At 37.7% G+C, this 14,009-nt stretch carries 10 protein-coding genes; 5 read left to right on the top strand and 5 right to left on the bottom strand.

Features of this window, described 5'->3' with window-relative positions; genetic code table 11:
* Nucleotides 1-129 precede the first annotated feature (129 nt).
* From H4J39_RS08280 to H4J39_RS19295, 3 genes are read left to right on the top strand one after another with little or no spacing between them, the layout of a single operon-like run.
* A complete protein-coding gene (locus H4J39_RS08280; protein ID WP_182227298.1) occupies nucleotides 130-648 on the top strand; it encodes a shikimate kinase in 519 nt (172 codons plus the stop codon).
* 40 nt (nucleotides 649-688) lie between these two features.
* Nucleotides 689-1,999 carry an exonuclease subunit SbcD gene (gene sbcD / locus H4J39_RS08275; protein ID WP_182227296.1) on the top strand — a complete coding sequence of 437 codons (1,311 nt, stop codon included), beginning with the start codon at nucleotides 689-691 and terminating at the stop codon, nucleotides 1,997-1,999.
* Complete coding sequence (locus tag H4J39_RS19295; RefSeq protein ID WP_182227294.1) at nucleotides 1,996-5,793, top strand: SbcC/MukB-like Walker B domain-containing protein; 3,798 nt, start codon at nucleotides 1,996-1,998, stop codon at nucleotides 5,791-5,793. The genes sbcD and H4J39_RS19295 overlap by 4 nt, the downstream gene beginning before the upstream one ends.
* 48 nt (nucleotides 5,794-5,841) lie before the next feature.
* Here the strand turns inward: H4J39_RS19295 and H4J39_RS08265 are convergent, their stop codons facing one another.
* From H4J39_RS08265 to gloB, 4 genes are all read right to left on the bottom strand, one after another.
* On the bottom strand, nucleotides 5,842-6,675 hold the full coding sequence (locus H4J39_RS08265) for a hypothetical protein (RefSeq protein WP_182227292.1): 834 nt from the start codon (nucleotides 6,673-6,675) through the stop codon (nucleotides 5,842-5,844).
* Between the two features lie 206 nt (nucleotides 6,676-6,881).
* On the bottom strand, nucleotides 6,882-8,546 hold the full coding sequence (asnB, locus tag H4J39_RS08260) for an asparagine synthase B (protein ID WP_182227290.1): 1,665 nt from the start codon (nucleotides 8,544-8,546) through the stop codon (nucleotides 6,882-6,884).
* Between the two features lie 210 nt (nucleotides 8,547-8,756).
* The gene (locus H4J39_RS08255) at nucleotides 8,757-10,475 is read right to left on the bottom strand and encodes a LysM peptidoglycan-binding domain-containing protein (RefSeq protein WP_182227288.1); all 1,719 of its coding nucleotides are present in this window, start codon (nucleotides 10,473-10,475) and stop codon (nucleotides 8,757-8,759) included.
* 92 nt (nucleotides 10,476-10,567) lie between these two features.
* Nucleotides 10,568-11,398 carry a hydroxyacylglutathione hydrolase gene (gene gloB, locus H4J39_RS08250; protein WP_182227286.1) on the bottom strand — a complete coding sequence of 277 codons (831 nt, stop codon included), beginning with the start codon at nucleotides 11,396-11,398 and terminating at the stop codon, nucleotides 10,568-10,570.
* 73 nt (nucleotides 11,399-11,471) lie between these two features.
* Here gloB and H4J39_RS08245 point away from each other — a divergent pair, with 73 nt between their 5' ends.
* Together H4J39_RS08245 and H4J39_RS08240 are read left to right on the top strand one after the other, a co-directional pair.
* Complete coding sequence (locus H4J39_RS08245; RefSeq protein WP_182227284.1) at nucleotides 11,472-12,218, top strand: class I SAM-dependent methyltransferase; 747 nt, start codon at nucleotides 11,472-11,474, stop codon at nucleotides 12,216-12,218.
* 30 nt (nucleotides 12,219-12,248) lie between these two features.
* Nucleotides 12,249-13,010 carry a Nif3-like dinuclear metal center hexameric protein gene (locus tag H4J39_RS08240; RefSeq protein WP_220462161.1) on the top strand — a complete coding sequence of 254 codons (762 nt, stop codon included), beginning with the start codon at nucleotides 12,249-12,251 and terminating at the stop codon, nucleotides 13,008-13,010.
* A 175-nt stretch (nucleotides 13,011-13,185) separates the two neighbouring features.
* On the opposite strand, the gene H4J39_RS08235 is transcribed toward H4J39_RS08240, so the two are convergent.
* Nucleotides 13,186-13,944, bottom strand: coding sequence for an ElyC/SanA/YdcF family protein (locus H4J39_RS08235; protein WP_182227282.1), 759 nt, complete (start codon nucleotides 13,942-13,944; stop codon nucleotides 13,186-13,188).
* Nucleotides 13,945-14,009: the final 65 nt, after the last annotated feature.

The raw sequence follows: 14,009 nt of genomic DNA, 5'->3' as shown, positions 1-14,009 counted from the left end.
ACTGTGAGCATGGTTAACCAGACTATTTGAGACAAGATGAACTTGCTGACTTTGTATTAAAATTCTAAATTTTTATAATGAGTTAAGGTACACTACCCTTCATGATAATGTGATAGAAAGGTTAGCTGCTTGCAAAAAATTATTATTTTTGGCAATTCCGGATCAGGTAAGTCTACGCTTGCTAATAAATTAGCTATAGATAAGGGGTTAGCACACTTAGATCTTGATACATTAGCTTGGTTAGCAACATCACCGCCTAAAAGAAAAAGTCTTCTAGATTCAACTCTTGAGATTGATGCATTTACACAACAGCATGAAAGTTGGGTAATTGAAGGTTGTTACAGTGACTTACTTGAGCAGCTTACTATTAATCGAGAAGGTGGATTATTAAAGGATAAAAAGAAAGCATTAGCTAATGAAATTATATTCTTAGATTTACCGATAGAAACATGCATTATCCATGCTAAAAATCGCCCCTGGGAACCTCATAAATATCCGTCTAAGCAAGATCAAGACAATAATTTACCCATGCTCATTGATTGGATTAAGGCTTATGAGACCCGAACAGATACTTTTTCAAAGCTCGCTCATCAAAAGTTGTACAATCGTTTTATGGGCAAGAAAACGATTATCCATAAACCTGACTAATTATTCACTCATCAGTTTTACAAAACGTTAAGATAAATTTATGAAATTTCGCATTCTCCACACCTCAGATTGGCATTTAGGTCAAAATTTTTACGGTAAAAGTCGGGCAAATGAACACCAAAAATTCTTGAACTGGCTACTAGAACAAGTCAGCGAGCATGCTATTGATGCGGTGATTGTTGCTGGCGATATTTTTGATACCGGTACACCACCAAGTTATGCCCGAGAAATGTATTTTGATTTTATTGTTAATATGCACAAAAAAAAATGTCAGTTAATCATCCTTGCTGGCAATCACGATTCAGTCGCTATGCTTGGTGAATCTAAACAATTGTTATCGCATTTATCTTGTCAGGTTATTACCAGTGCTAGCGATATCCTTGATAAGCAAATTATTACGCTAAATAATAAAAAAGGTCAGGCTGGGGCAGTGCTGTGCGCCATTCCATTTATTCGCCCCCGCGACATAATGACCAGTAGTGCAGGACAATCAGTAAAGGAAAAGCAACAATCGTTGCAGCAAGCTATCAGTGAACATTACCAAAATTTATACCAGCAAGCGCAAGATCTTGCGCAGTTAAGTCATGACGTTAAATTACCTATTATTGCGACCGGACATCTTACGACCGTTGGTGTAACAAGTAGTGAGTCTGTTCGCGATATTTATATCGGCACACTTGAAGCTTTTCCCGCTAATGCTTTCCCTAACGCGGACTACATTGCACTTGGCCACATTCATCGTAACCAACGCGTAGCTAAATCAGAGCATATTCGCTACAGCGGCTCGCCCATAGCATTGAGCTTTGATGAAGCAACTCAAACTAAAAAAGTGTTAATTGCAGAGTTTGAACAAGGAAAACTTAGTCAGGTTATTGAGCAAGATATTCCCTGTTTTCAACCCTTGTTAATGGTAAAAAGTAAATTAGAGCACCTTACCCAAGATATCAATGAGTTAGTTGATACGCTAAATAATTCAGAAAAATTGTTAGAAAAAGATCAAAAGATTTGGCTTGATATTGAAATTAACAGTGCAGAATATTTACAAGACTTAACACCTCGTATTGAGGCACTGGTTAAAGAATTACCTGTTGAAGTCTTACTGGTGCGGCGCAGTAAAAAGTCGAGGCAATCAATGCCAGAGAGCCAAAAAAAAATCACCTTGAACGAATTGTCTTTAAGTGAGGTCTTTACCACGCGATTACTTCAAGAAAATTGGCAAACTGACCTCGAAGTAAATCAAAAGATTCGACTTGAAAAAATGTTTGCACAAACGTTAGAGCAAGTTCAAGAACAAAATACAGCCAGTGAAAATCACGTTGAAAAAACGCAAATTGCAGGTGAAACTAAGTGAGAATATTAAGTTTAAGATTTGAAAACATAAACTCACTCAAAGGAGCCTGGAAAATTGATTTTAGCCAAGCCCCTTTTGATAATAGCGGCTTATTTGCTATTACTGGGCCAACAGGTGCAGGGAAAACCACGATATTAGATGCTATTTGTTTAGCACTTTATCATCAAACGCCACGCTTAAATATTTCAGACAAACAAAATCAATTAATGACCCGTCATACGGCTAATTGCTTAGCTGAAGTTGAATTTGAAGTAAAAGGCAAAGCCTACCGAGCCTTTTGGAGTCAAAGACGCGCTAAAAATAGTGTTGAAGGAAATCTGCAAAAGCCAATTGCTGAACTTGCAGAAATATCTACATCCTTAGAAGGTGACGATCAAATATTAGCGACTAAAGTGTCACAAGTACGCTTAGAAATAGCGCGTTTAACAGGCTTAGATTTTTCGCGTTTTACTAAGTCGATGATGTTATCGCAAGGTGAGTTTGCTGCTTTTTTGAATGCGCCCAGTAATGAACGAGCAGAGTTATTAGAAGAATTAACGGGTACTGAGATATACGGACAAGTTTCACAGCAAGTTTATCAGAACCATAAAAATGCCAGTAACGATTTAAAAATATTGCAAGCGCAAAGCCAAGGAACGGTCGTTTTATCAGCAGAAGAAATAACGTCGCTTACGCTTGAACTTGAACATCTTACCCAGAATGAAAAACACTTAGCTTTAACCTGTGAACTGTGGCAAAAAGCGCAAAGTTGGCAACAAAAATCCCTTGAGAACCAAGAAAAAATTAACGCTATTCAAAGTAAACTGCAGCACGAAGCGCAAAAAGAAGTTGACGCGAAAGATGATTTAACAAAATTAGCGTTATCAAAACCTGCTGAAAAATTAAGGCCTATTTTTGAGCAACAAGAAAATAAAAAACAGAGACAAAAACAATTAATTATTAGCAATAATGAACTGCTTACTACCTGTAAAAATGTTGAAAAGGACACCATTATAGCGCAACAAGCTTTCGAAGCATTAACGACAGAACAGGGGGCTAAACAATTAGCTGATCAAGCACTTGAAAACTTGATTATTGATAAAGTGATCCCTCTTGATAACCAAATAGACTATCTATCTAAGCAAGAAAAAGAATTAGCTAATAAACTCATCGTGTTAATAGATGTTCAGCACTTATCAAAAAATAATTGCGAAAATCTTGTTAAAAATCAAGAACAACAGCAAAGGAAATTTACTGAAAACGAACAATTTATCAGTAATAATCAGCTGTTAAAAACCTTACCAGAAAAATTACCTTTATGGCAAAGCCAATATCAGCAATTAGCGCTTACAGAACATGAACTACAACAGCTTTTTGCTGACCAAGAAGGCTTACATTCACAACAGCAAGCACTTGAACATCAACAAGAGAGTCAGCAAAAATTATTGCACAATCATCAGCAACGTAATGATGAACTGCTTATACAAGTTGAGTACCATCAACAAGAAAAAATCAAAATTTTAGCGAATACGTCACTGATTAATGAACAAGTATTACATGACAGATTACAAGAACTTCAAGGACAAATAGCACCACAAATTACGGTAGTTGAAAATGCCCGTCGTTTTGCCCTTTTGGCTAATGAAGTGGTAAATATTCAAGCTGTTATCGCTGAGCAAAGCTTAAAATACAAGGACGTTTCAGAGCAGATCATTGCCTTGCGCTCACAATACCGAGATGTGCAGTTAACACGTGATGACGTGGTAAAAATTTTAGCGCAACAAAAAACTATTATGTCGTTAAGTCAGCATCGAAGTAACCTACAGCACGAGCAAGCGTGCCCATTGTGTGGTTCAGTTGAACATCCGGCTATTGATGAATATATAAAGTTAGACCGTGAAGAGTCTTCAGAGCACCAACAAAGGTTTGAGCAATTAACAGGACAATTACAACAACTCGAACACCAAGGCAAGGCGCAAGCAGAGACACAAGCACAGTTAAGGGCTGAGCTTGATGTCGCTCATAAAGTGCAACAGGAAAAAACAAAAGAGCAGCAAGGCTTATTAAGCCAATGGCCCTCAAAAGCACAGCCGCTTGGTTTAGATTGTTCGTTAGCTGATTTATCCTTTATCGAGGTTTTTATTGCAGAACGAGAGCAGTTGCTCGATAACCTGAACAAAACCAATGTAGCACTAAAACAAGCTGAGCAACGTTTTCAGCAATACCAGCAACAGCTAGCACACGTTGAAAAAGAGCAGTCAACGATACAAAATCAAGTTGTGCTCTTAGCGAATAATCTAGAAAACATTCAAAAAAGTTTACAACAATTAGCCACTCTTTTAGCAAAAAAAGAACAAAGTAAAGCTGAAACCTTTGCAGATTTTAAAGCAAGTATTACCTTGGTAGAGCAGCAAATCAACATTGAAAATACAAAGATTTCAGCGACGCCGCTCTTCAGTGATAACAATGGATCTTTGCCGAGTCAGGATGTTTTTTCTAGCTGGTTTATTGAAAAAAACAAACAAGTGAAACACTACCAGTTTACGGTTCAACAACAAGAGCAACATTTTCAGGGGTTAACTGACTTAAAACAGCAATGGGTGGTTGCGCAAATACACGATAAGCAACTCAATGAAGACTATGGCGATGTTAGTCAGGCGCAACAGCAATTTATTATTGAACTCAAGCAAGCGCAACAGCAACGCTTGAGTCTTTTTGAAAATAAAAGTACTAGTCAAGTGAGAGCCGACATCGCTTTAAAGCGAAAAGCCACCGAGGATAAACTTAAAGACTTACAACAAACTTTTCAGCAAAGCATGGAAACACATCAACATCAGCAAGGACTTTTAAAGAGTGCTGAGCAACAGTTAAACCATATTAATGAAGAAGTTGATTCACTGAGTTTAGCGTGGAAAAACGCGTTAACACAGAGTGATTTTGCTTTAGAGAGTGATTTTATCAACGCTTTACTGCCGGTTGAAAAGCAACAGAAAATTCAACTATTTTTAGATACTATCACGAAAGAAAAACAATATTTACAAACATTACTTGAACAATATCAGCAACAACTGGGTACGTTGGCACTTGAACAAGCATCGATAGAAGAAGCTGGCATTACTGAGGTGAATGCGCAGGCAATTGCAGAGCAACTGTCAGCATGTAAAGAACAGCTAAAACAAGAACAGATAAAAATTGGCCAGCTAGGTCAAACATTAAAACATGACGAAATTCAGCGTGAGCAGCAACGAGGCTTATTTGAAAAAATAATTGAGCTACAAAAAGAGGTTGATGATTTAGCCCACTTAAATGGGTTGATTGGCTCAGCCGATGGCGCTAAATTTAGAAAGTTTGCTCAAGGGTTAACACTGGCACATTTGGTGTATTTAGCGAATCAACAGCTTGAACGCTTACATGCTCGTTATCAGCTAAAGTGTCAGCAATCAGAAGCACTAACGCTTGAAGTACTTGATACATGGCAAGCAGACAGCATACGCGATACTAAAACACTCTCGGGAGGTGAAAGCTTCTTGGTGAGCTTGGCATTGGCGTTAGCATTGTCTGATCTAGTGAGTGCGAAAACCAGTATTGATTCTCTTTTCCTTGATGAAGGCTTTGGTACACTTGATAACGATACGCTTGAAGTCGCACTTGATGCCTTAGACAGCTTAAACGCCAGTGGCAAAATGATCGGTGTTATTAGCCATGTTGATACACTAAAAGAACGTATACCCGTGCAAATAAAAGTCAAAAAACGAAGTGGTCTAGGAGTAAGCGAGTTAGAGAGTCAGTTTACATTTTCTACAGAAAAAGCATAATGAATAGCGTAGGTTGTCAATTCACCTACGCTATTGTTGTTTAACGTCTTAAGAGCCGCCACCTAGAGGTGGGGCTGTTTTAGCGGGGATGCTTTTAACGGATTGAGATAACGTTCTTTCTAAGTTTTTTACTTGCAGCAATAATTGCTTATTTTGTTCACTCAGTTGGGTCACTCTGCTTGCCAGCGATATTTGTTGTTTATCTCGACGTTGCGAATTTGACTCTATTGCTGATAATTCTAAAGATAACGTTTTAATTTGCTCTGTCAATTTTTCTGAATTCTTTAATTGTTCTTTTACCGCGTCAATCGAATATTCTGTCGCTACTTGTTTGTCATTTATTTCTTCAATAGTGGCTAACGTTGAGGTAACTTGTTTCCGCTGAGCTAACGATATATCGGTGAGTGACTTACTGTCTCTTTGTAATGCTTTTATTTGAGACTGGTTCTTTCGCCATGCAGAAGCCCAAAGTTTATCCATTTCATCCCATAGCTTATCACTTGTCTTGCCCAGTGTTTCTAACCTGACTTTCATCTCTATTGTAGATTCGCCCATTTCTTCACCCGTAGCTGAGAGTTGGCGCTCTAAGCCCATAATACGTTGCTCAGCTGAAGCGATAATGGCATGAGTTTTAATATCTTGTTGATAAATCCAATAGGCAGCAACACCTAATAATAAGTAGATCAAAAATGTGGAAAATTTCGAGAACGTTGATAATGATGTTGATACATTTTTCTGAGGCTTTTCTACTTTAGGTTTAGCCAAAGTGTTATCTACAGAACTTGGAGGCACTGCAGAATAAGTTCGGGTATTTTTAAACGCTTCAACCTGATCTTTATCAGGGGTAATACTTGGCATGTTGTGATCAATTTGCTTAGTCAAAATATTTTCCTGTTTGTACAATTTTTATCATTATTATTTTATCGGTTATTCTACACAATTATTTTTTGATGTATTCAAATTAATATGATTATTTTGAGTTGATTTAGGAATCTTTGCCATCCATGGCACCATGACATATCGTTCATCCTGAACATAAAAAACCGATAAGTAGGCTTATCGGTTTTATCTTTATTTAACTATAACCGTTAGTAACTTTCGTTATGAACACTCAATACTGCACGGCCTGATGGGTCAGCATTATTTTGAAAGCTTTCGTCCCAAGCTAATGCTTCTTGTGTACTACAAGCGACTGATTTACCGCCAATAACACAATCGGCTGCCGAAGAAAGTGGAAACTTATCTTCAAAAATAGCACGGTAGAAATAAGCTTCTTTGCTATCTGGTGTATTCACTGGGAATTTAAAACTAGCTGTTTCAAGCTGTTGATCAGTAACTTGAGACTCTACATGCGCTTTTAAACCGTCAATCCATGAATAACCAACGCCATCAGAAAACTGCTCTTTTTGACGCCACAAAATCTCTTTCGGTAAATAACCTTCAAAAGACTCACGTAAGATAGCTTTTTCCATTTTACCATTGCCACACATTTTGTCTTCAGGGTTGATGCGCATAGCAACATCCATAAAGTTTTTGTCTAAAAATGGTACACGGGCCTCAATGCCCCAAGCTGACATTGATTTATTGGCACGTAAACAATCAAACTTGTGCAATCTGTCGAGCTTACGGTTAAGCTCTTCATGAAATTCTTGGGCGTTTGGTGCTTTATGGAAATATAAATAACCACCAAAAAGTTCATCAGCACCTTCACCAGACAGCACCATTTTTATACCCATAGCTTTAATTTTTCGCGCCATTAAATACATAGGCGTCGACGCTCGAATAGTGGTTACATCATAGGTTTCTAAGTGGTATATAACTTCTTGAAGGGCATCAATGCCTTCTTGTTCAGTGAAAACAACACTGTGATGAATAGTACCAATACTATCTGCTACTGTTTTCGCAGCAATTAAGTCAGGAGAGCCTTCAAGACCACAGGCAAATGAATGAACTTTTGGCCACCAAGCTTCAGCTAAATCGTTATCTTCAATACGACGAGCAGCAAATTTTTGTGTGATCGCTGAAATTAACGACGAATCTAAACCACCTGACAATAAAACACCGTAGGGCACATCTGTCATTAAGTGACTCTTAACCGACTCTTCTAATGCTTCACGAATTTTTGTTTTGCTGGTGGTATTATCTTTAATCGCAGAATATTTTTGCCAGTTACGTTTATAGTATTGTTGTAACTCACCAACACGGCTGTCTAAAATATGCCCGGGAGGAAACTCACTGACTGTTTTACAAATAGGCATTAACGCTTTCATTTCAGAGGCAACATAAAAGTTACCGACTTCATCGTAACCGGTGTAAAGCGGGATGATACCCATATGGTCGCGGGCAATTAAGTAAGAGTTGTCGGTTTCATTGTATAAACAAAAAGCAAACATCCCTTGTAATTTGTCAACAAAATCAACGCCAAACTCTTCATAGAGTGGCAAAATAACTTCACAATCCGAGCCCGTTTGAAATTGGTAATCAATGGTTAGATTTGATGCGAGGGTTTTATGGTTATAAATTTCACCGTTTACGGCGAGAATGTTTTTCTTATTTTCGTTATATAAGGGTTGAGCACCATGCTCAGTATCAACAATGGACAAGCGTTCATGCACTAAAATAGCATGTTCACTGCTATAGATGCCTGACCAATCAGGACCACGGTGACGTAATAAACGAGAAAATTCTAAAGCTTTTGGACGAAGTGCATCTGCACCTGTTTTTATATCTAATATACCAAAGATCGAACACATTGAAGCGCTACTCCTTTAAATTATTAACAAATTGTGGGGTGACCTATAAACTAAATAGCTCATAGACGAGAGCCACTGTGCCAGTTATAAAAAATTTATCAAGTGCTATTTGTTCTTAACTACTTATAAAAGGTTATATGTCTAATTTTTGAGCATAAAAAAACGCTAGTGAGTAAACTCAATAGCGTTTGGTATATATTGGGCTATCGGTTAAATATTATTGGTCACATCAACCGAAAGCTTTATCATTTGGCCAGGTTGTAAATACTTTTTACGGTTTAAGCTGTTCCAGCGTTCAATGTCACGAATCGAGACATTGAACTTATCAGCAATACGTGCAAAAGAATCGCCACGTCTTACCTTATATCTGATGTTACGCATAATCGCCTGATCTGCAGGTCGATACGATTTCTCGTTTGCGAGGTTCGACTTAGTTACCTTAGCTTTTTGCCATATAACAAGTTTTTGTCCCAGCTTTAAAACATCTCGTGGTGCCATGCCGTTCCATTTTGCAATACTGCGACTGCTCACATTATATGCTTGTCCAATATCCCACAAGGTATCACCAGATTTAACAATATGCGTTGTTTTCTCTCCACTACGTTGACGATTTTTGGTCGTTGCTAATCGTTGCTTTTGCGAAAATACATAACTATCAAGTGACTGTGTTGCAACAGGAATTAATAAGTGCTTACCGGCACGAATTTGTGTCCCTTTGATATTATTAATTTGTTTAATTAATTTGATATCGGTATTAAATTTATGAGCAATTTCTCCTAAATTATCACCATTTTTAATTTTATAGCGCTGCCATGCTAAGCGATCTTTTTTCGGTAGTTCGGCGAGTTTTTTCTCAAAATTAGCCACTTTATGATTGGGGATTAATAAACGATGTGGACCATCTGGATCAGTAGCCCAACGATTAAAACCAGGGTTTAATCGTTGTAACTCAGCCAATGACAAATCGGCTAATTTAGCCGCTTTTGCTAAATCAAGCTGTGACTCTATATTAATGTTAGTGATTTGACTCTTATTTTCAATTTCATAAAGCTTGATATTAAAGTCGTCTGGGCGACTTATAACGTCAGCTAGGGCAAGTAACTTTGGAACGTAGGCTCTGGTTTCTCGCGGTAAATCTAAAGACCAAAAGTCGGTGGGTAAATTTTTACGCGCATTTTTTTTCATCGCACGCTTTACTCGGCCTTCACCAGAATTATAAGCGGCAAGGGCTAACAACCAGTCGCCATCAAAAAATTTATTTAAATATTTTAAGTATTTAATCGCTCCTTGGGTTGATGCAATAACATCGCGGCGTCCGTCATACCACCAGTTTTGCTTCATATCAAAACGTTTGCCGGTGCCTGGGACAAACTGCCACATACCTGAAGCACGACCATGAGAGTAAGCAAAGGGGTCAAAAGCACTTTCAACAATAGGTAAAAGTGCTATTTCTAATGGAATGTCATTTTTTTCAAGCTCTTGAACAATATAAAAAATAAAAGGCTCTGAACGCTTAGCAACACGGTCAAGATATTCAGGATGCTTTACAAACCAGTTGCGCTGAGATATTACCCGTTTGTCTTCTGGAATATCGAAGGTAAACTTAGTGCGAATACGTTGCCAAATATCATCAGAAACGTAAATGTCATCGACTATTTCAGGATCGGTTAATGTGAATTCAACATCAGCGACAGGATGAATAATATCAATAGTTTCATCTGTTAATATTGCTTGATTAATTTCAGCCGTACTGGCTATTTGCTGTTCTTGTATATTTGTTGCATTGACTCCGTTATTACTTTGTAGGGAGGTCGCTTGACAACCCACTAATATAATCGCGGCTGAAATAGAGAGTGAAAGCGGTAAAGCTTTTGAAAAACAATGCTTTTTAGAAAGTAATTCTTTTGATTTTTTTAAAAAATAGTTCATGTATTTACTGGATTATTATACTTGAGGTTAGTTTCACTTATTTAGCTGCCTTATTCAAGGGTGACATCAATGAAAGGCTTGAAAATAATGCGTTAAAATTCATTTTTCCACTGCCTAATAATGGTGAAAGTTTCTAATGTATCTGTTGGTTTTTTGCCACTGAAGTCAAAGGCACTATTGATAATTTCTTGGTGGTGACAACGTAAAAAAGGATTGACTTTTTTCTCAAGTAAAATAGAGGTAGGTATGGTTGAAATATTATTTTCTCTGCGTGTTACCACTTGGTTATAGTAGTGAACCAGTTCGGCATTTTGAGGTTCTACAGTAAGGGCGAATGTTAAATTGGCTAAGGTGTATTCATGAGCGCAATAAACATGTGTTCTATCAGGTAAGTCGGTTAAGCGTGTTAAAGCACTCAACATTTGTTGTGGTGACCCTTCAAATATTCGCCCACAGCCTCCAGAAAATAAGGTGTCGCCACAAAAAACAACATCACTTGTATAGTAACCAATATGATCTAGCGTATGTCCCGCAAGATCAATTATCTCAAACGACAATTCAAGGGCGGTAATCTCAATAACTTGTTTGCCTTTTACCCGTATATCAACATGTGCTATTTTTTTATTTTCAGGCGCATAAACGGTTAATGGCCAACCTTTATTTAGGCAATAATCTTTTAGTTCAGCGACACCACCGGTATGATCAGCATGATGATGGGTAATTAAAATAGCGCAAAGCTGTAAATTATTCTCTTCTAAAAAAGTAATACAGGGTTTAGCATCGCCGGGATCAACCAGTGCAACGGGCTTTAGCATGTTTTCATTGACAGGCTTTACATCGGGTGAAGTTATTGCCCAAAAATAATTGTCAGTAAAAGCGGGAATGGCTGTAACCAAAATTGGCTTTAGTGTTTGACTTTGCACGTTAAATCGTCCTCAATAAAGGTAAAGTAAATAGTATACCTGTAAATGAACCGAAAAGGCGTATGTAAAACTTATGAAACCAGCTTTGGGTTATCGCCAACCTCATTATCCTAAATCTTGGCAAGCTTTACCTAACGGTGAGGTCATTGTTAAAGCAATAGATCAGGTATTGGCGCCATGGTGGCCAAAATTTTTTGGTTATCATTTATTAAAAATTGGTGCGCTTAGTGGATATATTGACAGTTCAGGCTGTAGTATCAAGCATCAAATGAATTTGGTAGAACGAAAACGAGCGGGGGATATTATTGCTGATGTCGATGACTTACCGTTTTTAGAACACAGCATCGATGTATGCTTGTTAAGCCATGCATTAGAGTTTTCACTTGACCCCCATCATGTTGTGAGAGAAGCAAACCGTGTTTTAATCCCTAATGGCTATCTTGTGATCACCGGTTTTAATCCGTTTAGTTTAGCTGGTCTAAATAAATTTATCCCCTATCGTAAGCATAACACCCCGTGGAATGAACGTTTTTTTTCTGCTATGCGCGTAAAAGATTGGCTGCATTTAATGGGCTATGAAATATTAGTTGATGAAAAAGTAATACATTCTTCTTTATCGGGTAAGTTAAGCCAAGGTAAAATTATTCAAGTTTGGCAAAAGCTTGCCAGTGAATTTTTACCCAATTTGGGTTCTGTTTACGTGTTAGTGGCTAAAAAGCGGGTTCATCCATTAACACCTATCAAGCCTAAATGGGCAATAAGACCAAAGTTCAAACAGGTAGAAGTACCGAGTATGAACTCTTCACATAAAATTAAATAACAGTTAAGCCCTTAAAAAGAGAGTGCGGAAATGATCCATCGTAATGATTTAGAAAGGCATCTTAATGCCTTGCTAAAACCTGAACAAATTAAAGACTTTTGTCCTAATGGTTTGCAAATTCAAGGCAGTGATGAAATCCATAAAATAGTAACAGGTGTAACGGCAACACAAGCGTTAATAGAGCAAGCCATTGAAGAGAAAGCGGATGCTCTAGTCGTACATCATGGATTTTTTTGGAAAAATGAATCCTATGTTATTCGTGGGATGAAGTATCAACGGATAAAAGCATTAATCGCTAATAATATTAGCTTGTTCGCTTATCATTTACCGTTAGATATTCATCCTGAGTTAGGCAATAACGCGCAACTTGCCCAATTATTTGAAATAAATAATGTGCAGCCGTTAGAACAGGGCAATCCGTTAAGTGTCGCTGTGCGTGGTGAGTTTTCTCATCACATTTCTGGTGATGAACTTAGTACGCGTATTTCTGAGCAACTCGCGAGAAACTGTCTACATATTGCGCCGCCATCAGATAAAAAAATAAAGACAGTTGCTTGGTGTAGTGGTGGTGGTCAAAACTATATTGAACTTGCCGCAGAGCAAGGTATAGACGCTTTTATTAGTGGCGAAGTTTCAGAGCAAACAACACATGTTGCGAGAGAAATGGATATTCATTTCTTTGCTGCAGGTCATCATGCTACTGAGCGTTACGGCGCAAAAGCATTGGCCAAACATCTTGAAAAAGAATTATCAATTTCCACTGTTTTTATAGATATTGATAACCCTGCTTAATCAATATGGTCAGTTATGTGAGTGACAAAGAGACACATAACTGACCATGATTATTAGCACCTTGGTCGTTATCTCAAATACATTCCTCGTTATACTGAACTTATTTCAAGATCTCGCACTAATAATGCAAAGACCGGATATTGAAATGAGTTTATTATAACGGCAATAGCATCAATTATTCGCTCTTTAACCATTGAACCGCGCGACCCAAGCTTTCATACCAAGCATGAGTTGTTTGTTCTAGGTGCATAGGTTTTGGTAAATAATCTGGCCAATATTTTTCATCATCCATACCTTTTGTCCATTTTCCTGCTGGTGCGGCGATTGGATAGATACCTTGTTGTTGAAAGTATTTTATAGCGCGCGGCATATGGTCAGAATTAGTCACTAAGACAACATTCTTTCCACTGACCCTAGGGGCCATTAATTGTGCTTCTTCCTCGGTATCTTGTGGAAAACCTTCGACAATTATTTTTTTCTCTGCCACCCCTAATAGCATTGCTGCTTGTTTAACCTTTTCAGCATTACTCGTCTCGTCATAAGCGGCATAGCCAGAAGTAATTAATTGAGCTTCAGGGTGAATACGCGAAATACGTATAGCCTCTACAAGGCGTTGTAATGAACAAATGCCTAATTCACTGGTCGCTGGTAATTGAGCATCTGTGGTGTGCGCACACCCTAATATAATAATGTAATCTACTGGCACGCTTGAACGGGTAAAAGCACGGTGGTTTTCTTCAATGGGGGCCATTAATAAATTAGCAAACGGACGAAATGATCCCAAGGTTAACAAAAGCGTTGCGAATATTAGGCAGTAAAAACTGAGTTTCTTTTTATAATGATAAAAAATAATTGCCAGCAAGAGTAATATAATGACCATACTTAATGGCATGATTAACGCGCTGACAATCTTTTTGAGTAAAAATATATCCATAGTTATTATTCTTAGTTCATTGTATATTTTCAAGGTTGTTCAAGATTATAATCATCATTAATATT

Source organism: Colwellia sp. Bg11-12 (assembly GCF_014076955.1).
In the GTDB taxonomy this organism is placed as follows: Bacteria; Pseudomonadota; Gammaproteobacteria; order Enterobacterales; family Alteromonadaceae; genus Colwellia_A.
The sequence above is the reverse complement of the archived record's forward strand: the minus strand, read 5'-3'. Positions and strand labels throughout refer to the sequence as shown.

Coding starts and splice junctions, on each gene's coding strand:
- sbcD (WP_182227296.1), top strand. CDS start 689: ATGAAATTTCGCATTCTCCACACCTCAGATTGGCATTTAGGTCAAAAT.
- asnB (WP_182227290.1), bottom strand. CDS start 8,546: ATGTGTTCGATCTTTGGTATATTAGATATAAAAACAGGTGCAGATGCA.
- H4J39_RS08255 (WP_182227288.1), bottom strand. CDS start 10,475: ATGAACTATTTTTTAAAAAAATCAAAAGAATTACTTTCTAAAAAGCAT.
- H4J39_RS08245 (WP_182227284.1), top strand. CDS start 11,472: ATGAAACCAGCTTTGGGTTATCGCCAACCTCATTATCCTAAATCTTGG.
- H4J39_RS08240 (WP_220462161.1), top strand. CDS start 12,249: ATGATCCATCGTAATGATTTAGAAAGGCATCTTAATGCCTTGCTAAAA.
- H4J39_RS08235 (WP_182227282.1), bottom strand. CDS start 13,944: ATGGATATATTTTTACTCAAAAAGATTGTCAGCGCGTTAATCATGCCA.